The sequence below is a fragment of the Labilithrix sp. genome (assembly GCA_019637155.1).
Classification (GTDB): Bacteria; Myxococcota_A; Polyangia; order Polyangiales; family Polyangiaceae; genus Labilithrix.
Genome location: JAHBWE010000006.1, coordinates 356,451 through 374,811, shown reverse-complemented (window position 1 = coordinate 374,811; position 18,361 = coordinate 356,451). Strand labels below are relative to the sequence as shown.

Here is an 18,361-nt window from a genome sequence, read left to right as displayed (position 1 = left end):
AGACGTGACTCATCGAGATTCGATGACGGTCCCGGTCGGGCCCTCGAGGACCTTCGCCGACCAGGCGGGATAGAACACGCGCACGCCCGGGCCTTCGGGGTGGCTCAGCGTGCGGACGCGCGAGCGCATGATGATCGGGTATCGGGGCTTCGGGATGGGCTGGTACGCGCCGCTGCCCTCGCCGCGCGCGTAATACGTCGCGGCGCCGGCCTTCTCGACCATGATGATGGTGGGGGTGACGGCCGACATCGTCCCGAGCATCGTGATGCGGTCCGCCTGGAGGCCGTTCACGAGCGCGGCGGTGGGCGAGCTCGGCGCGAACAGGTTGCCGAGCGCGATCGTGAACGCCTTGTGGTTCGTGCGCACGGTCTCGTCGACGAACCGCTCGTTGCCGGAGTAGAGCTTGTTGGTGAGGCGCGAGCGGACGAGCGCGACGACGTCGTCGGGCGACTTGCCGTCGAAGCCCGCCTCGACCGTGACGTCGTTCGACGTGGGCGGGCGGCCGAGGCCGTCGGGGATCGAGAGGCGCGCCGACGTCGGCGGCTCGAACCCGCGCGCCTCGACGTACCCGTTCGCGCGCGCGTCGGCGACGAGCTCGTCGAGCGCGTTCGCGCCGAGGCCCGGGAGCGCGGTGAGCTCGTCGAGCTCCATGAACCAGCGCGGCGCGCCGTCCGCGTTCGTGCGGTAGTCGACGATCGCCTGCGCGCCGGGCGCGGTCATCCCCGCGCGCGCCGTCAACACGTCCGCCGTGACGGCGCGATCGTTCACGAGCAGCAGCACACCTTCCTCGTCGAGCGGGTTCAGCGCGTCCTCGCCGAGCTCGCCCTCCGCCACGCTCGCGTCTTCGCCGCGCGGCTCCGCGCACCCGACGCCAACCATCGCCGCGAGCACGATCGCCAACCAGGGACGAAGTGTAGGCATATGTAAGATTGACACGCCATACGCTGCGCGCAACCCTAGTCATTTCCTACGGTTACCGTACTGCGGCGGCGAGCTCGTCGTCCGATCGAGCGTCTCCGACTGAGCGAACGACACTACGCGGTCGGGGCTTAGGTTCTGGTGCGTGAAGAACAAGCGCGTTGGAATCATCGTTGGTCTCTCTCTCCTCCTGGCAGCGGTGGGCTGCAGCGGCGCCGCCGAAGGCGACGGGCAGAACGACGGCGACGAGAGCGCGACGAGGACGGGCTTCGGCACGAACGACGGCGCGTCGTCGGGCGCGGTCCCGACGCTCTCCGCGTCCTCGTCGGGCGGCGCGGGCGACGTCGGCAACGTGACGCCGGGCTCCGCGTGCGCGACGTCGAGCGCGTCGGTGGAGGCGCCGCCGGTCCATCTCGTCTTCATGATCGATCGCTCGGGCAGCATGGGGAACTCGAAGCACGGGCAGAACGAGAAGGTGCGCTGGAAGCCGGTCGTCTCCGGCCTCAAGGCGTTCTTCGCCGATCCCGCGAACGCGAACGTTCACGCGTCGATCGCCTTCTTCGGTCAGGGCGGCGGCGACGCGGTCCAGTGCAGCGCCGCGACGTACGCGACGCCGGCGGTGTCGATGCGCGGCCTCCCGGAGGCGGACGCCTTCGCGGACGCGCTCGACGACGCGTCGCCGGGCGGCGGCACGCCGACGAAGCCGGCGCTCAAGGGCGCGATCCAGTACGCGCAGCAGATCAAGGCGTCGCTCCCCGCCGGCGAGAAGGTCGCGATCGTCCTCGCGACGGACGGCGATCCCAACGACTGCAGCTCCACCGCCGAGAACGTCGCGGCGGAGGCGGCCGCCGTCGCCGCGAGCATCCCGACCTACGTGATCGGCGTCGGCCCCGAGGCGACGAAGCTCGACACGATCGCGAACGGCGGCGGCACGGGCGACGCGATCATGATCCCGACGAGCGACCCCGCGCAGGTGAGCGCGGACCTCCGCGCGGCGGTGGGTCAGATCAAGGCGGAGCAGCTCGGCTGCAGCTACGCGCTCCCCGCGCCGCCGTCGGGCCAGACGCTCGACGTCAACGCGGTCAACGTCGACTACACGCCGGCCGGCGGCTCGTCGCAGACGCTCCCGTACAGCGCCGACTGCTCGAACCCGAACGGCTGGCACTACGACGACGCGGCCGCGCCGAAGGAGGTCGTGATGTGCGCCGCGAGCTGCGCGACGCTGAAGGCCGACGTGACCGGCGGCAAGCTCGACATCGTCTTCGGCTGCGCCATCAGCGCGCCGCCGGGCACCGAGCTCCCCGGCGGCGGCGTGCGCTGATCGCGCGCGCGGCTCTCAGAACGTGCCGGTGACCCCGGCCCCCTGCGCCGACACGAAGGGACGAACGACGACGGCGGACCGTCGTGGCTCGTCCTTTCCCATTTCGGCGAGCCCGAGGATCGACGCGGCGAGCCCCATCGCCTCGGTGGCACCGAGCGCCGTGATCGCCCCACCGAGCAGGAAGCCCTCGCCGTCGCCGTAGAGCGTGGCGGCGAACATCGCGCCGAGACCGTGGAAGAGGCCGCCGAACCCCGGGACGAGCCAGAGCCCGTCGGCCTCCCACGAGACTTCTCCCGCCGTGACGCGATCGGCGCTGGATTCGAAGGCCTTCAGACGGGCGACCATCGCGAGCGGCGTCACGGTGATGCCGCCGGCGACGAGGAGGAAGGCCTTGCTGATCCGCAGCGGCGCCTCGTCATCGGCGGCGCGGGCGGAGCCGGTCGAGAGCATCAGCGAGAGGACGACGGAGCAGAAGAACAAGCGCATCACCTCGGGATACGGCGCCGAGGCGTGAAACGCCCGCACGAGTCAGCCCGTGTCAGCCCGCGCGAGGCCGCGCGTCCGGCGGTGGGCCGCGCCGAGCGCGTGGTACGGAAGCCACGGCGCGAGGTGGTGGAGCGCGTGGTACCCGATCCCCATCGGAAAGAAGAGCCGCACGAGCCCGCGCGCGTGGAGGTCGACGGAGTCGCGCACCTGCCGCTCGAGGGTGCCGCGCTCGCCGTCGTCGCCGAAGCGATGCAGCACCTCGCCGCGCAGGTCGCTGATCGCGGTCGCGATCCCGAGCGCGATCCACGCCGCGACGAGCGCGCGCCACGGCATCGTCGCGAGCGCGATCCATGACCAGGCCATACACGCGAGCTCGGCCCACAGCTCGTGCGGCGCGCGACGCGTGGGCGGCACGTAGAGCGGGTTCATCGTGAGCGACGAGAAGCGACGCAGCACCCAGGCCCTGCCGCCCGGCACGACGAACGAGAGCGGCGCGACCACGGACCATCGCGCGAGGAGCAAGCCGGGGAACACGAGCGCGGCGGACTGGCTCACGGCGAGCCGCTTCCATCGCGGCCGTGTGTCGGGCGCGTGCTCGGGATCGCGCGCGGTCCGGTACACCGCGAGCCGATGATGCTCGCGATGCACGTGCTCGTAGATGAACGACGGAAACAGGAACGGCACCCCGATCGCGACGTGCCACGCGAGCCGCAGCCCCGGCACCGCGTCCCGCTGATGCGCGAGCTCGTGCGCGAACAGCGCCGCGCGACTGAGCGCGAGCGCCGCGACGCCGCCCCCCACCACGAACGCCGCCACGCCCGACGACGACGCGGCGACGCCGAGCGCCGCGTACGCCACCGCCGACGTGATCGCGAGGTCCAAGAAGTAAACGCGCCGATCCGGCGCCCGAAGATCGACGAGCGAGCGCCGCAGCGCCACGAGCGATGACATGCCCAGACGATGCGGCGCGCTCGTCGCGAGCGCGTCCACCCGAGCGCCAATGACGTCCATCCCAGCGCCAACGTCGATCCCGTCCAGGACCGCGACGAGCCCAACGACCAGCTACGAAGCGTCGACCCAGCCGTCGAGCACGAGGAGGCTCCGAATCGCGCCAACGAAACGTCCGGCCGATGCAAGGTCGGCCGTAACAGCTTCCGTCGTGAACACGAACTCGGCGACGTAGTCCGCGTCATGACGGAATTTCTGCAACGCAGAGAAGGCGCGTCCCATCTCCGCGTCGAGCTTTCCCGTCGCGACGAAGTCTCGCTGCAGGAGAATCCGCGCCGACGTGAGCGCGGCATCGGCGCGCCTTAGCTCGGCGGCGATGTTCGCCTTCTTGTTGTCACGCGTCATACGCGGACGCCTTCACGGTCGATGTCGAGAAACAGGCGGCGCTCGCGCTGGCGCAGCTCGCAGGCCTGCTGGGTCGAATAAGCCAGCGGGGAGATTCCGAGCCAGGGACCTGCAAAGTCGACGTCGTAGGAGAGATCGACGACGACGCGCCGCTCTTCGGGCGTGAGAGCGTCGATCACGACGAGGACATCCACGTCGCTTTCTTCATGCGCGTCGCCGCGAGCGCGCGAGCCGAAGAGCACGACCTCGCGAAGTCGCGCGCCAAAGCGGTCCTCGAGGAGCCCGCGGAAGCGCTCGAGCGACGCGAGGACTACCGACGACGGGTTCGCGCGCGCAGCCATTGAGACCCGATCCTAGCGCGCCGAAGCGCCTACGTCTCACCGCACCGATCGCGGAGCGGTGTCGTCTCGCGTCGACAGGGGATCCACACGGGTGTCCCCAATGCTCGATTCTCTCGGCGATTACGGACAAAACGAGCCGGCACGACGCCTGCTCGATGTCCGGACATCATGCGATTCCACAACTACGTCGTCGCTCTGTTCGTCGGGTCCTTCACCTGCGCCACCGTGGCGTGCCACGTCGCGGAGCAGGAGGCAGCGGAGGAGGTCGGCGAGACGAGCAGCAACCAAGTAGGCCCCCAGTGCGGGAGCTACCCGCAGAACCCGGCGTGCGACACGTCCTTCTTCGTCGAGAACCTCTGGCACAACGTGCAGGAGGACGGGTTCGCCGGCTTCGTCGTCCCCGCGGCGCAGGCCACCTCGTGCCTCGCCGGTCTCTCCGCCGGCGCGGCGATCGCGTTCGGCGCCGCGGGCGCGCCGCCGGTGGTCATCTCGGTCGGCGCCGTGGCCAAGGCGCTCGGGACGGTCGTGGCGTGCAAGGGCATCGTCGAGTACCTCCACCGGAGCGGCGTCGCGGACAACATCAGCTGCTTCTTCGAACCGAACCTCTACGATCGGGAGGTCCACCTCTGCGAGTGCCGCAACGGGTGCCGCAGCGGCCTCCGCAACAGCGGGACCGCCGGCGTGGGCGAAGAGCCGAAGGTCTACCGCTACGGCTACGTCACGCCCGGCGCCGCGCTGTGCTTCTGCACGGACGACGCCAAGGAGGTCGCGTGCGGCTGGCACTGCGAGAACGGCTGGCGCTCGACCGATCGCGACGACTGCACCTGCCGCTGACGCGTGCACACCGCCCGCGTCCGCGACGCGCTCACGCCGTGGCGGCGCCCGACAGGTACGCCTTCCACGCGGCGTCCGGCTTCACGTCGATCCCGTCCAGGAACGCGACGAGCCCTCGATCTTGATTGGGGAGGACGGAGTCGAACCACGGCGCGAGCCGCAGATCGAGAGACGCGATCGACGCCGAGGCGCGGACGACGGGAAAGAGCTCCTCCGCCCCCCCCTGCTTCCGACATCGCCTCATCCTATGCGTCGGCGGTGACGCGGGGCCGGGCGCTCGGAGGCGTCGAGCGCGTCGGGAATGACGCACGCACGTGCATGAATCCTCGCGTAGGATCGGCGCGGCGTCTGGCGCGCGACGTGAAACCAGGGGACGTCGACAGCCGCTGCGGCGGCAACTTCCGGGAGAACCAATGAGATTCCACGCCTTGTCTTGCGCACTGTGTCTCGGCAGCCTGTTCCTTGGTGCCGCGTGTCAGATCGAGACGACCGACGGCGGTGGCAGCTCCGGCACGAGCTCGTCCACCTCGTCTACTTCGTCCAGCTCCTCCACCTCGTCCAGCTCCGGGGGGACCACCTCCAGCGGCGGCACGAACGACGACGCCGGATCGAGCGGCGACTCGGGCGGCGGCGGCGGCAAGAACGGCACGTGCAGCGAGGGCGACTGCAACTGCGACGGGCAGGCCGAGTGCACGCGGACCTGCAGCGGGGGCAACTGCGCGATGAAGTGCGCCGGCCGCGGCGCCTGCAATTTCTCGTGCGACGGCGGCGGGTGCACCGTGCAGCACACGAGCGAGGGCGCGCTCTCGCTCTCTTGCAAGGGCGGCGGCTGCGCCGTCACGTGCGCCGGCACGGGCGTCTGCGAGATCGAGGACTGCTCGAACGGCTGCAGCTGCCAGTCGGTGATCGGGCTCTGCCTCTGATCCTCCGCTGATCCTTCAGCGCGGATGGCTGACCCGCCATCCGCGCGTCAGAACGTGGCGCACCCGGCGGTGCACGTGCTCGTCGCGATCACGCATTGGCTGTTGCACATGCCGAGCGCGTTCGTCCCCGAGATCCCGCTCGTGTACGTCGCCACGGTGGTGGAGGAGCCGTAGGTCTTTCCTCCAACGGTGACCGTCTTGCCGATCGTGAGCGATCCCGTCGAGCCCGGGTTCGTGGAGCAGCGCAGCATGCACGCCGCCTCGACGCTCATGCACTGGTTGACACACGATGAGAACCTCTTCGTGTCCGGCCCGAGCGGCATCGTGCCGTAAGGGACGTTCGACTCTCCTCCGAAGGAGCCGCCCGTCGTGTTGGTCGGCGGAAGCGAGCCGCCGGCGCCGCGCAGGCAGTCGTTCGTGTAGACGTCGCCCATCGTGGCGTTCTCGGCGTCGTAGGTCTTCACGAGATCCTTGCACGCCTTGATCCCCACGCCGTCGATCGTGGCGACCTCGGGCTCGTCCGGAATTTCGTCCGCTTCGACGCCACAACCGAGCGTGGACACCGCGAGAGCCAAGCCGGCAGTCATGAGGAGCGACTTCATGCAAGCAGGTGTGGCACACGAGCGACCAGCGGTGCCATGGTCATTTTTCCAGGGGTCGAGGGCGTGAGAATTTTTTCTCGTCGAGGCGCTACACCCCGTGACCCGCGCGTGTCTTCTCCGCGGAAGGACAAGACGCCGGTAAGGAAACCGGCTCTCACACCCTTCCCGCGAGGGAATCCATGTTTCTTCTGTCGATGATCATCGGGGTTGCGGGCGGTCTCTTGGCGATGTCGTCTCTGCTCGTCGGGCGGTCCGCTCAAGCGGCCGAGAAGCTCGCCACGCTCGCGAAGTACCAGGGCTGGATCGGGCTCACGATGTTCGGCTGGGGCGTGTGGGAGCTCATTCAGTGCGTGCTCAACATGTCGCTCCTCGGGAGCAGCCCCCTCCTGTTCGCGTTCTGGGCGCTCACCGGCTTCGCCGACTTCACGGTCGGTCTGCTCCTCGGGTTCGGGCTCATCTCGACGTACGCGTTCCGCGGCAACCAGATGGCGATCCAGAAGGGCGACGCGATCCGCTCGAAGCTCGTCGCCTTCCAGGTCCCGCTCGGCGGCCTCGCGATCGTGATGTCCGTCCTCTACGGCGTCCTTCACTTCGTCTGATCCTGATCGGGAGCGAGCGCGCTCTGCAGGCTCACGTCGAGGCGGCTCTGGATGAGGCGCAGCAGGCTCTCGACCTCGGTCGGTGCGAGGCGCAGCTCGGTCTCGAGCCGCTCCTTCGTCCCCTCCGAGAGCTCGAGCCGCGCGCGCTCGAGCCGCCGCAGCACCGTGAGCCGATGCACGCCGAGCACCTTGCCCACCTCCTCCATCGAGAGGCGGTCGAGGTAGTGCAGCTTCAAGAGGAGCCGCGTGCTCGGCGCGAGCGCGTCGACCGCTTCGAGGAAGACCCGCCGGAACGTCTCGCGATACTTGCCTTTGAGTAGCTCCAGCTCGAGGTCGCCCGCTGCCTCGGTCACGAGCGCGTCCTCCGCGCTCTCCGCCGAGGCCGCGCCGGGCGGCTTCTCGCGTTTGAGGTTGAGCCACGCGCGCACCGCCGCGACGCGCACCCAGGCTCGCAGCTCTCCGCGGCCGCCATACGTGAGGATGCGGCTCGGCTGTCCGGGCTCCGCGACGAGCAAACGATGTCGAAGCCGCTGCACCACCTCCTCCGCCTCGGCGGGATCCGCGCGCCGAGCGCGGAGGACCACGTGGAGATCCGCGAAGCAGCTCGCGTCGAGCGCCGCCACCGCCGCCGCGACGCCGCGACCCGCGTGGAAGGCGAGCCAGAGATCGGGGGCGCGGAGCTCGCCGAGTGGGACGGGTTCGGCGGCGCCGGCCTGGAGATCGTCGACGAATCGAGCGAACGCGGCGTCGTCCGCGCCCGGCCACGCCGGCCACGCCGCCCGAGCTGCGGTGACGAATTCGTCTCGCGTCATGTCGACGAGCCGCCGCTAACGGTACCATGGCGGGGCATGTCCGAGTGCCTCGACGACAACCTCGCCCTCGAGCTGATCGACGGAAAGCTCCCGTCGCCGCGGCGTACGGCGGTCGAGCGCCACATCGCCACGTGCGACGCGTGCCGCGAGCTGGTCGTCGCGCTCGCGAAAGACGACGCGAAGAGCGCCTCGCTCGGTGAGCCGCCGATCGACACGCACCGCGCGCCCGAGTCACCGCCCGTGCTCAGCCAGGCCGGTCCGTACCGGATCGAGCGCGAGGTCGGGAGCGGCGCCGCGGGCACGGTCTTCCGCGCGGTGGACGAGCGCGACGGCCAGGTCGTCGCGCTGAAGTACGTCACCGATCCGGGTTGGCGCGCCCGCTTCGCGCGCGAGATCGAGACGCTCTCGCGCCTCGTGCATCCCGGCATCGTCCGCTACGTGTCGCACGGCGAGACGCGCCAGGGCCTCTACCTCGCGATGGAGTGGCTCGACGGCGAAGACCTCGCGCGCGCGATGGACCGCGGCCCCATCCCCTGGCCCGCCGTCCGCCTCCTCGGCCTCCGCCTCACCGCCGCGCTCGCACACGCGCACGCGATGGGCGCGGTGCATCGCGACATCGGCCCGCGCAACATCTTCCTCCCCGGCGGGCGCCTCGAACAGGCGAAGCTCCTCGACTTCGGCCTCGTGCGCGTCCACGACACGCTCGATCGCACCGCGTCGCAAGCCGTCCTCGGGACTCCGCATTACATGGCGCCCGAGCAGGTGAAGGATCCACGCACCGTCGACGCGCGCTCCGACATCTTCTCGCTCGGCGTCGTCTTCTACGAAGCCCTCGCCGGGCGACGCCCCTTCGACGGAGACGATCTCTTCACGATATGGCAGAAGATCGTCGAGCAGCCCGCGCCGGACCTGCGCGCGATCGCGCCGACGGTGCCGGAGGGCTTCGTCGCGCTCGTCGAGCGGATGCTCGCGAAAGACCCCGCGCAGCGCCCGACCGCCGCCGCCGTCGTGCACGAAGCGCTCGTCCGCCTCGACGCGCCGAACGGCTCCGCGGGCGGCGTCTCGACCGCGGTCACGCCGCCGCTCCAGCAGCTCCCGACCCAACGCTCCGCCGGACCGCCGCCGCCCGTCTACACTTCGCCGCCGGCGGCGCCGTTCTACAGCGCGCCGCCGGCGCCTGCGTTCACCGCGCCGCCGCCCACGTACACGCCGCGCTCGGGCCCGTACGTGCTCCCCTCCTCCCGCGACGTCGCCCCGCCGACGACGAAGAGCAACAACAGCGGCATCATCATCGTCGCCGCCGTCCTCGTCGCGGGGGCGATCGTGATCGCGGGGCTCGTCGTCGTGCTCGGGCCTCGTTTCTTGAAGGAGACGAGCCTCGCGGCGGGGGGCGCGCAGCCGGCGGCGACCGCACCCGCGCCTGCGGCGGCCGCGGACGATGACGACGACGAACCTCCGGCGAAGAAGCCGAGCGCCAAGCCGGCCCCCTCCCCCTCCCCCGCTCCCGCGAAGCCGGCGGCGCGTGTGGCGGAGCAGTTCTTCTGCGGCTCCGACGCGATCGAGCATCGGCGCGGCGGGCTCTACGCGGCGAAGGACGCCGAGGACGCGGTCGTGATCGGCGCCGAATGCCAGGCTGTGCTGGAGGACTGCGTCATCAACGGGCCCAACGCGATCAACATCCTGAACAAAGGCCAGCTCACGCTGCGCCGCTGCCGCGTGACGGGCAAGACGCAGCTCATCGGCGACGCGCCGGTCCTCATCCTCGAAGGCACGGCGCTCCCGAGCCCGGCGAAGATCGTCGGGCGCGGCCGCGTCGTCCAGCGCTGACGATCACCAGCCCAGGTCTTTGGCGATCAGCGCGCCGACCTCGTCGGCGATGCGTTGATGCCACTCCGGCGTACCGTGGCCGTTGCAGGCGACCATCTCCGTCCAGACGTAGTCCTTCGCGACGAAGACATGCATCTTGTGGTCGCCCGCCGCCGCCCGCTCGTCGATGATCTCGCGCGCGATCTTGTCGATCGAGCCGCGCCCGCCGCGCCCGACGACGGACATGTAGATATGCGTATTGGGCCCGCGGCCGCGCAGCGTATCCATGACGAACTTGCGATATCCGGTCCGAAATACGTCGTAGTCGACACCCGAATTGAAATCCATCGCACCCTGGGCGAGCACGACGACGTCGGGCACCCAGCTCTGCAGATCGAAGAGCGGCGGGTTGCTGTTCGCGATCGCCGGATTGGGGTTCGCGCGCGGGTAATAATCGGAGAGCGTGTCGAAGTCGGTCGGCCAGACGTTCTGGACGAGGCCTTTGCCCGAATACGCAATACCGTGGACCTCGGCGTCGAAGCGCTCCCCGAGCCGGGCGCCCCACGCCTTGCGGAAATTCTGCCATCGCCCGCCGTGGTCCGCGCCGGGGCAGTCGTGGTTCGGCGCGTTCAGCATCTCGATCCCGAAGCCGGTCGTCTGCGAGTCGCCCATCACCTCGATCTTGCGCGTCTGCCGCGGCGGCGGCGCGAGCGGCGTACCGCCGTGCAGGTCGAAGCCGAGGAGCTGCGTCATGCCGGTCTGCATCTCGCTCCGCTTGTAGAGCTCGATCGTGTGCGCCCCCGGCGGGAGCCCCTTCGCGATCGCGAAGTCGTGCGCCTGTCCGTCGGGGACCATCGCGAACGGCGTCCACTCGCCGCCGTCGACGCGCACCTCCCAGTAGCTCGGCGCGCCCTCCATCCACGTCTCGACGATCTCGCGGAACCGCACCGACGCGTCGGTGCCCTCGAAGCGGACGAGGATGCGCGACCCCGGCCACGACGCGATCGGTCCCGCCGGATCGCGCGTGTCGAAGCGGCCGACGAAGAGCGGGGTGACCTCACCGACCGGGACGTTCGGCGCGGGCTCCGGCGTCGGCGCGACGGGCGGCTCGCCGGGCTCGCCGGGAGCGGGCGGATCGGACGACGGCGGCGCGGTCGTCTTCGTCGTGCCGGGGGGCGGTGTGGTCGAGCTCACGTCGCTCGGCCTCTCGGCGAGCGGAGCGGACGACGAATCGCCGCAAGCAGCGACGGCAAGGAGAAGAAGCACGAGCGCACGAGGGGCAGTCATGACCAACGGCTCGAGCAAAGGCGAGACCGCGAGCTCGGGCACCATAGCGGCCTGATTTTTCGAGGACGTGCGCATCGCCGCCGCGTGCGGAGCCGCTCACTTTCTGCGATGGTGCACGCATGCCTCTCAGCGAAGCCGCGTTCACGGAGCTCGTCGACGGCGGCTGCGCGGCGTGCAAGAGCCGGCGCGTCGTCGTCGAGTCGTACGTCGCGCAGACGTTGCCGCTGATGGGCGGCGAGGTCTACGGCTCGCCGTCGTGGGGTTACAAGGGTGAGGACCTCGTCCGCGGCACGTTTCGGATCGCGTGCAAGGACTGCGACCACGAGCGCTTCACGTCCACCGCGTGTCCCCGTTGCGACGCGGCCGGTGCGCTCGACCGCGTGCTCGAGACGGAGAACTCCTATCCGCTCGCGGTGTCGTGCACCGGCTGCGGCAGCGAGCTCCTCACCGCGACGGCGTACGTCCCCGCCACCGTCACCTACGAAGGCAAACGCGCCGAGAAGGCACGAACGCAGACCGCCCCGGAGGACCCCGGCTTCCACGCCTTCAAGTTCGAGTGCAAGTCATGCCGCCACCAAGCCGCGCGCACCACCCCGTGCCCACTCTGCGGCGGCGACGCGCCGGCGGCTTGAGGCGCAGCCGAGCCGCAGGGGACTTCGTGAGCGCCTCAGCTGCTCCTGACGAAGTCGAGGCGCGCTGGCGTCTCCTTGAAGTTGCCCCAGAAGCGGCTGTACTCGAGCGTCGCGATCGTGGTCGTCGCCTCCTGCACGCCGAAGGTGAACGTCTTGTTGCGGAGGCCGCCGATGCTCGTCTGCACGGTGTGGAAGCCGGGCGGGAGCGGAGCCCACCAGTCGAACCCCTGCATGAAGCTCCCGGTGAAGGCGACGACGCCGTTCACGGTCAGCGTCACCGGCACGTCGAGGATGAAGAAGCCGGGCTTCGGGAAGACGACGCGGAGGTAGCTGTTCATCGACCTCGCCAGCGTAGCGCGGCGTAGGCTGGGCGGCGTGCGCGCGACGGCGAGTCGATTGACGGGGAGCTTCCGCGTCGGGGCGGACTTCTTCGCGCGGCAGGGGCTCGTCGTGACGGACGGCGCGGCGCCGCGCGGGGTGGTGGACCGCGTCGCCGACCTCGCGAACGCCGCGGTCGACACCGCGCGCATCGATCCCGCGCTCGTCCCGTTCTTCGAGGAGACGAGCGCGCTCGATCTGCGGATCCGATCGCGCTGGCGGTTCCCGTTCTCGATCGGGTGGCGGCTCGCGCGCGTCGTCGCGCGGTGGATCGGGCAGCTCGTGCTCCCTCGGCACGAGGCGCGCATCCGCACCGAGGCCTTCGCGATCGACGCCGCGCGTGACGGGCGCGCCGACGTGCGCGCGATCGTGCGGACGTACGCCGACACCGGCGAGGTCTTCCAGGCGATGGCGTACGCGACCTGGGAGCGCGGCGGCACGCGCTACATGAGCGCCGCGTTCCCGCTGCCGTTCGGCTGCCTCATGGGGCTCCTGCGGCTCGACGCGATCGCGCGCGACGGCGACGTCGTTCGCGCGGTCGCGCTGACGTCGGCGGCGCAGGACGGCGACGACGCCGGCGTGTGGCTCACGCTCGGACGGATCGCGATCCCGCTGCCGCTCGGCGAGCGCCTCGAGCTGTGGGCGCCGGGGACGGAGGGCGCGCCGGACGAGCCGCCGCCGGAAGGGGCGCCGCCCGCGACGATCCTCGGCCGCCACGTGCAGACCTGCTTCGGCGTCCGCGTCGTCACCCACCATTATTGGTTCTGCCCGTCGTGAGCCTCGATCGAGAACGTGAACGTCACGGCGGGGACGTGGAAGCAGAGCGGCTCTCCCTCTACCGCGAGCACCCGCGCGGCGCGTGAGACGACCTCGCCCTCGAGCGGGGCGCACGCGTCGAGCGGGATCCCGAGGTCGATCTCCTGCCGCGAGACGCGCCCGCGCAGCGGCTGGCTCGACATCGCGCGGTCTTGCGGCACGCAGTAGGCGAGGAAATCGCGGTAGTCGGTCCAGCACTCCGCCCACGCGCCGGTAAGCGCGGGCGGCTCCGCGGTCGGGCGGAGCACGAGGTCGGCGTCGGGCGCGGAGCCGGCGCCGGGATCGAGGTGCACCGTGAGCGTGCCGTCGGCGTCGCGCGTCACCGAGCCCTCCTTCAGCACGTGCATCGGCATGCCCTCCGTCGTCAGCCGCGCCGCGAGCGCGGGGAGGGAGGCGGTGATCGCGTTGGTGAGGAAATAAATGCCGCGATGACCGGTGTTCGGATCGAAGACGTGAATACGCCAGTTGGTCTGGACCGGCGAAGGGAGGAGCCGCCGCAGCGGACCGAGGAACGCAAATCCGAAGTTGCCGTGGCGATACGTGAGAAACGTGAAGAGGGCATACTTGCCATTCGGCCCGACGCGCTGGAGCTCGAGCCCGGGCGGCACGAGCGCGGCCGCGGTCTCCGCCGCGACCAGGTAATTCACGTAGACGACGTCGCGGATGTCGCTCCGCATCGTGACCTCCGGCAGCGGCTCGAGGACCGCGCCGAAGAAGCGGCTGTTCGCGAGCACATCGAGCGGCCGCGCCCACCAGCGCGGGTGGCGCCAGCGCGCGAGGCGTCCGTAGGCCTCGAAGGGGCGCGCGCGGAGGAGGACCGCCTCGGTGAGGAGCCCGATCCACGCCGCGAGCGCGCCGCCGGCGGCGAGGCGCGTCCGCGGGAACGCGAAGGCGATCGCGACGACCGCGCTCGCGAGCGAGAGCGGCCGCGACCACACGCCGGCGCGGACGAACGCGAACGTCCACGCGAACGCGGGCAGCAAGAAGAAGGGGAGGCCGCGCCGCTCCGCCGCGAGCGCCACGCCGGCGCAGACGAGCGCCGCCGCCGACGCGAAGCGCGAGATCCACGCGACGCGCATCATCGCGATCGCGACGACCGCGTCCATCCCCGCCGCGATCTCCCACGCCTCCCAGGGCACGACGAGCGCGTGGACGAGCACGGCGAGGATGAGCACGTGCTCGAGATCGCGCTCCGCCGCCGCGACGCCGGCGCCCAACTCAGTAGAGGCCGTGGCGCGTGCGGAGCCAGTCGATGACCTTCAGCCGGTCCTCGGCGGAGTGGCCCGCGCCGAAGACGAGGACCTCGGCGATCGAGCCTTCGAAGTTGCGCGTGAGGTTGTCTCCCGGAGCGGCGGCGCCGATGCTGAAGCCGCGCGCCCCGTAGGCGCCGACGTCTCCGGTCGCGACCTCGACGTTGTTGATCGCCATCCCCGAGCCGGGCCCGGCGAACACGGCTTCGAAGAGGACCGGCTGGCCCTCCGTCAGCGGGACGTCGGGATCGAGCACCGAGGCGCCGCCGAGGAACGGATAGATGCCGTCGCCGGCGCCGTTGGTGAAGCCGATGCGGCTCACGGCCGGCTCGTGCCCGTCGAAGACGTAGCCGCTGCTGCGGGCCGCGCTGTCGAAGCTCAGCGCGAGGTAGACCGTCATCGGTCGGATCGGGGCCTCGGAGACGATCTGCGTGAGGAGGCGCTGCGGCGTGTCCTTGTTCCCGGCGCCGCCGGCGAACTGGATGTACGGTCCGCCGTCGAAGCGCGCCGACGCGTCCCAGAGCGTCGGCGCCTCGGCGTCGCCGCGCGTCGCGTGGTGCCCGTTCTTCGACTGATCCCGCCACTCCTGCACTTCGTGGTTCACCGCGACGACGCCGCGGTCCGCGCGATACCAAGCGAGGAGGTCCGGGAGCTCGCACGGCGTGCCGGTGGCGCACTCGGGCGGCGGCCCCGCGTCCGCGTCCGCGCCGGCGTCGGTCTCCGCGTCGGCGTCGGCGTCGGCGTCCGGCGGCGGCGGCGTCGGTCCGCTGTCGTCGTCGACCGGGGGCGCGCTGTCCTGCCCGCCGGAGAAGCGCACGCAGCGGCCGCTCGCGCACGACAGCCCCGAACGGCACGTGCCGTCCTCGAAGCACGCGGCGCCCTCGTCGCCGCGCGGCTGGGTGTCGTTGATGTTCGGATCGGCGCCGACGCAGGCGACGAAGGCCGCGCGAAAGACGATCACGACCCCGGCGACCCGAAGCAAGCCTCGACGCATCGCCGGAGCGTACCACCTCGGTCCCGCGGTTCAGAGCGCCTTCACCTTGTTCGTCCCCGCTTCGGCCGCGAACCGGTGGCGCTCGGTGACGCCGCCGTAGCTCTTGTCCTTCGGGCTGCCGAGTTGCACGAACGTGGCCTCCGCCTTCGTCCCGTCCACCGTCATCAGCGTGAATCCGTACGAGTCGGTGTCGGCGTAACGGAGATAAGGCGCGTTCGAGTCGACGAGCGCCTGGTCCGCCGCGCCCGTCCACGCGTTCGCGACGAAGCGGAGGACCGAGTCCTCGGGGATGAACTTGCCGATGAGGTCCTTCAGCGACGCGGAGGAGATGCCGGCGGTGACGAACTCCACGCCCACCGGTTTGTCTTTCGGCGCGTCGAAGTCGGCGTGGAGCTCGGCGGCGTAGAAGGAGTGGATGTCCCCGGTGCAGACGAGGAGGTTCGATATCCCCGCGGTCTCGAAGTCGCCGAGGATCTCGGCGCGCTCGCTGCGATATCCGTCCCACTGATCGCCATTCAGATAAACGGTATACGGCGTGAACCCGAAGATGCTGTCCGGCACGCCGGGGAGGCGATAGAGGTCGAGGCACATCTGGTAGACCTGGACCTCGTTGCCCCAGACCTTCCAGGTCGCGGTCGACTTCTTCACCGCGTCGACGAACCAGGCCTTCTGCTCGGCGCCGAGGAGGGACGGCTTGGCCTGCGCCTCGCGCGAATCGAAGCCGGCTTTTCGGATGAAGTAGCGCGACCCGACGCTCGTGTAGTCGACGAACTTCCCGACCGCGAGCGAGGCGCCCTGCCCTTCGGGGACGAGGTGATCGGCGCGGTAGGAGCGCTGATCGGTCAAGAACAGCTCGACGTGTTTCCCGTACCGGAGCGACCGGTAAATCTTGAGATCGAACGGGAACTCGAGGTCGGCGCGGTGGACGACGTCGATCGGCTGATGCTCGAAGAAGGCGCGGTTCGCCGCGGTCCGGCGCGCGGTGCTCTTCTCGTCGCCCGGGTTGGCCTTTCCGGGGTTCTTCGGGTCTTCGCCGTTGAACGACGTGGAGTGGTCTTGCCAGCAGTCGTCGGCGAACTCGTGATCGTCCCACGTGACGATGAACGGATAGAGGCGATGCACCTCGCGGAGGAGCGCCTCCTGCCGGTAGACCTTGTAGAGGGTGCGGTAGTCCGCGAGCGTCCCGGCCGCGAGGCGCGAGCCGTCTTGCTTCGGGGACGTGTCGATCCCGTCCGGCAGCTTGATCTCGCGATCGGGCGTGGAGGACTGGAAGCGCGCGTCGTTGACCGACTCGTAGATGTAGTCGCCGAGGTAGAGGACGAAGTCGACGTCCACCTTCTCTTCGAGGAACGCGCGCCACGCGTGCCAGTAACGGCCGATGTAGTCCTGGCAGGCCGCGAACACGAACTTCACCGCGACGTCGGCGTCCGGATCCGGCGCCGTCTTCGTCCGCCCCACCTGCGTCGTCGCGACGCCGAGGAGCTCGAAGCGATAATGGTAGAAGCGCCCGGCCTCGAGCTCGGTCGGGATCACGCGGACGGTGTGGTCGGCCGACGCCACGGCGGTGACGTTCACGCGCGCGACGATCTCCGTGAGCGCTTCGTCCTTCGCGATCACGAGCTCGAGGTCGACGTCGGCGTCGGCGCCCTTCCCCGCGGCGGACGGATCGATGCGCGTCCAGAGCACCACGCGATCGGGCCGCGGATCGCCGGACGCGACCCCTTGCGGGAAGACGCGATGGCTGTCCTCCTCCGCCGAGGTAGGCCCCGGCGGAGCGAGCGGCACCTCGCCGTCGTCGATCGGCGTGCCGCCGTCCGGTCCAGGGACCACGGGAGGCGGAGCCTTCTCGGCGTCGCTCCCGCACGCGACATAGATGATCGATCCGAGCGCCCCGATCAGGAGCTCGCGCCTGCGCATCCTCCGATCGTCGCACGCCGCGGCGCGATACGCCACCGCCAGCCAGTGCGCTCACGACGTCCCCACCTCAAGGCACGCGCAGCGCCTCGACGATCGCCGTCGCGCCGAACCCTTGCCGCGTGCCGCCGCCGGGCACGTACACGACTCCGTCGATCGTGGCCGCGCCGGTGCCGTGACGCGGGGTCGGCATCGCGGGGAGCGCCTCCCAGCGATCGGCCGCGATCGAATACGCCTCGACCTCCGCGAAGACGCCGCTTGGAACCGCGGGGTTGCCTTCACCGCCGAGGACCACGATCCGATCTCCCGCGAGCGCGATCGAAGAGCCCGCGCGGCTCGTCGGCATCGGCGTGCGCGACGTCCACGCGCCGGTCGCGGGATCGAAGACGTCGAGGCGCGTCGTGTGCCCCGCGATCGACGAGCGGCCGCTCACCGCGAAGAAGAGCCCGCCCGCCGCGACGCCGCCGCCGTGATCGCGCGCGGACGGGAGCGGCGGCAGCGACGACCACGTATCGGTCTCCGTGTCGTAGGCGGAGAAGTCCGCGACCGCCCCGCCGCGGAGGCCGCCCGCGACGTAGATCGTCTCGCCGATCGCGGCCGTCATCGACGATCCGCGCTCCGAGCCCGGCGGCATCGCGCGCCGTTCGACCCAGCTCCCGGCGCCGGGATCGAACATCAACGTGACGCCGGTGGCGGTGAAGGCGCCGCCCTCGAGCGCGCCCGCGATCCAGATCCGATCGCCCACCACGGCGGCGTTCACGTGATGGAGCGGGCGCGGCAAGGCCACGCCGTCGCGCCAGCGATCGGTCGCGGGGTCGTAGATGCGGACGTCGGCGAGCGTCGCGCTCGCGTCGTCGAAGCCGCCGATCACGTAGACGAGCCCGTCGAGCGCGAGGACCGCGACCTCCTGCATCGGCCGCGGCAACGACGCGCGCGACGACCAACCGCTCGGCGCCGCGACGGCGTCGGCGCTCGCGTCCGGAACGGCGACGGGCGGCGCGCCGGCCTCTGCTCCGGCGTCGGCGTCGGCGTCGGCGACGACGGACGCGGGCTCCGAGCACGCGACGAGGACGATCGCTGCGAGGGAGCGCATCG

At 70.8% G+C, this 18,361-nt stretch carries 21 protein-coding genes; 8 read left to right on the top strand and 13 right to left on the bottom strand.

Going from position 1 to position 18,361, the window contains the following annotated elements; all coding sequences use genetic code 11:
• Nucleotides 1-9: 9 nt before the first annotated feature.
• Complete coding sequence (locus KF837_15145) at nucleotides 10-900, bottom strand: hypothetical protein (GenBank protein MBX3228654.1); 891 nt, start codon at nucleotides 898-900, stop codon at nucleotides 10-12.
• Between the two features lie 163 nt (nucleotides 901-1,063).
• On the opposite strand from KF837_15145, the gene KF837_15140 reads away from it, so the two are divergent.
• Nucleotides 1,064-2,239: a VWA domain-containing protein gene (locus KF837_15140; protein MBX3228653.1), complete on the top strand. Its 1,176-nt coding sequence runs from the start codon at nucleotides 1,064-1,066 to the stop codon at nucleotides 2,237-2,239.
• Between the two features lie 15 nt (nucleotides 2,240-2,254).
• Here the strand turns inward: KF837_15140 and KF837_15135 are convergent, their stop codons facing one another.
• Nucleotides 2,255-2,725 carry a hypothetical protein gene (locus tag KF837_15135; GenBank protein MBX3228652.1) on the bottom strand — a complete coding sequence of 157 codons (471 nt, stop codon included), beginning with the start codon at nucleotides 2,723-2,725 and terminating at the stop codon, nucleotides 2,255-2,257.
• A gap of 42 nt (nucleotides 2,726-2,767) precedes the next feature.
• Nucleotides 2,768-3,676: a fatty acid desaturase gene (locus tag KF837_15130; protein MBX3228651.1), complete on the bottom strand. Its 909-nt coding sequence runs from the start codon at nucleotides 3,674-3,676 to the stop codon at nucleotides 2,768-2,770.
• 9 nt (nucleotides 3,677-3,685) lie between these two features.
• Here KF837_15130 and KF837_15125 point away from each other — a divergent pair, with 9 nt between their 5' ends.
• Nucleotides 3,686-4,039: a hypothetical protein gene (locus KF837_15125; protein ID MBX3228650.1), complete on the top strand. Its 354-nt coding sequence runs from the start codon at nucleotides 3,686-3,688 to the stop codon at nucleotides 4,037-4,039.
• Nucleotides 4,040-4,074: 35 nt separating this feature from the next.
• Here the strand turns inward: KF837_15125 and KF837_15120 are convergent, their stop codons facing one another.
• Nucleotides 4,075-4,419: a nucleotidyltransferase domain-containing protein gene (locus tag KF837_15120; GenBank protein ID MBX3228649.1), complete on the bottom strand. Its 345-nt coding sequence runs from the start codon at nucleotides 4,417-4,419 to the stop codon at nucleotides 4,075-4,077.
• A 168-nt stretch (nucleotides 4,420-4,587) separates the two neighbouring features.
• Between KF837_15120 and KF837_15115 the strand changes: the two genes are divergently transcribed.
• Nucleotides 4,588-5,253 (top strand): hypothetical protein, encoded by a 666-nt coding sequence (locus KF837_15115; protein ID MBX3228648.1) that lies wholly within the window; start codon nucleotides 4,588-4,590, stop codon nucleotides 5,251-5,253.
• 31 nt (nucleotides 5,254-5,284) lie between these two features.
• On the opposite strand, the gene KF837_15110 is transcribed toward KF837_15115, so the two are convergent.
• The gene (locus KF837_15110; GenBank protein ID MBX3228647.1) at nucleotides 5,285-5,497 is read right to left on the bottom strand and encodes a hypothetical protein; all 213 of its coding nucleotides are present in this window, start codon (nucleotides 5,495-5,497) and stop codon (nucleotides 5,285-5,287) included.
• 184 nt (nucleotides 5,498-5,681) lie between these two features.
• Between KF837_15110 and KF837_15105 the strand changes: the two genes are divergently transcribed.
• Nucleotides 5,682-6,176, top strand: coding sequence for a hypothetical protein (locus tag KF837_15105; protein ID MBX3228646.1), 495 nt, complete (start codon nucleotides 5,682-5,684; stop codon nucleotides 6,174-6,176).
• Between the two features lie 47 nt (nucleotides 6,177-6,223).
• Here the strand turns inward: KF837_15105 and KF837_15100 are convergent, their stop codons facing one another.
• The gene (locus KF837_15100) at nucleotides 6,224-6,778 is read right to left on the bottom strand and encodes a hypothetical protein (GenBank protein MBX3228645.1); all 555 of its coding nucleotides are present in this window, start codon (nucleotides 6,776-6,778) and stop codon (nucleotides 6,224-6,226) included.
• Between the two features lie 227 nt (nucleotides 6,779-7,005).
• Here KF837_15100 and KF837_15095 point away from each other — a divergent pair, with 227 nt between their 5' ends.
• On the top strand, nucleotides 7,006-7,377 hold the full coding sequence (locus KF837_15095) for a hypothetical protein (GenBank protein ID MBX3228644.1): 372 nt from the start codon (nucleotides 7,006-7,008) through the stop codon (nucleotides 7,375-7,377).
• On the opposite strand, the gene KF837_15090 is transcribed toward KF837_15095, so the two are convergent.
• Entirely contained in the window at nucleotides 7,365-8,189 is an 825-nt protein-coding gene (locus KF837_15090; protein MBX3228643.1) for a sigma-70 family RNA polymerase sigma factor, read from the bottom strand. The two genes, KF837_15095 and KF837_15090, sit on opposite strands and share 13 nt — an antisense overlap.
• Before the next feature lie 36 nt (nucleotides 8,190-8,225).
• Between KF837_15090 and KF837_15085 the strand changes: the two genes are divergently transcribed.
• Nucleotides 8,226-10,016: a protein kinase gene (locus KF837_15085; GenBank protein MBX3228642.1), complete on the top strand. Its 1,791-nt coding sequence runs from the start codon at nucleotides 8,226-8,228 to the stop codon at nucleotides 10,014-10,016.
• Nucleotides 10,017-10,019: 3 nt separating this feature from the next.
• Here KF837_15085 and KF837_15080 read toward each other — a convergent pair whose 3' ends face one another.
• Entirely contained in the window at nucleotides 10,020-11,261 is a 1,242-nt protein-coding gene (locus KF837_15080; protein ID MBX3228641.1) for a hypothetical protein, read from the bottom strand.
• A gap of 140 nt (nucleotides 11,262-11,401) precedes the next feature.
• Between KF837_15080 and KF837_15075 the strand changes: the two genes are divergently transcribed.
• Entirely contained in the window at nucleotides 11,402-11,914 is a 513-nt protein-coding gene (locus KF837_15075) for a hypothetical protein (protein ID MBX3228640.1), read from the top strand.
• 35 nt (nucleotides 11,915-11,949) lie between these two features.
• Here the strand turns inward: KF837_15075 and KF837_15070 are convergent, their stop codons facing one another.
• Entirely contained in the window at nucleotides 11,950-12,252 is a 303-nt protein-coding gene (locus tag KF837_15070) for a hypothetical protein (protein ID MBX3228639.1), read from the bottom strand.
• Nucleotides 12,253-12,289: 37 nt separating this feature from the next.
• On the opposite strand from KF837_15070, the gene KF837_15065 reads away from it, so the two are divergent.
• A complete protein-coding gene (locus KF837_15065) occupies nucleotides 12,290-13,069 on the top strand; it encodes a hypothetical protein (protein ID MBX3228638.1) in 780 nt (259 codons plus the stop codon).
• Here KF837_15065 and KF837_15060 read toward each other — a convergent pair.
• The 4 genes from KF837_15060 to KF837_15045 form a co-directional block, all read right to left on the bottom strand.
• Nucleotides 13,048-14,325: a DUF2071 domain-containing protein gene (locus KF837_15060; GenBank protein ID MBX3228637.1), complete on the bottom strand. Its 1,278-nt coding sequence runs from the start codon at nucleotides 14,323-14,325 to the stop codon at nucleotides 13,048-13,050. The genes KF837_15065 and KF837_15060 overlap by 22 nt on opposite strands.
• 1 nt (nucleotide 14,326) lies before the next feature.
• Nucleotides 14,327-15,352, bottom strand: coding sequence for a hypothetical protein (locus tag KF837_15055; GenBank protein MBX3228636.1), 1,026 nt, complete (start codon nucleotides 15,350-15,352; stop codon nucleotides 14,327-14,329).
• A gap of 30 nt (nucleotides 15,353-15,382) precedes the next feature.
• Nucleotides 15,383-17,269 carry an alkaline phosphatase D family protein gene (locus tag KF837_15050; GenBank protein ID MBX3228635.1) on the bottom strand — a complete coding sequence of 629 codons (1,887 nt, stop codon included), beginning with the start codon at nucleotides 17,267-17,269 and terminating at the stop codon, nucleotides 15,383-15,385.
• Between the two features lie 67 nt (nucleotides 17,270-17,336).
• The gene (locus tag KF837_15045) at nucleotides 17,337-18,359 is read right to left on the bottom strand and encodes a kelch repeat-containing protein (GenBank protein ID MBX3228634.1); all 1,023 of its coding nucleotides are present in this window, start codon (nucleotides 18,357-18,359) and stop codon (nucleotides 17,337-17,339) included.
• Nucleotides 18,360-18,361: the final 2 nt, after the last annotated feature.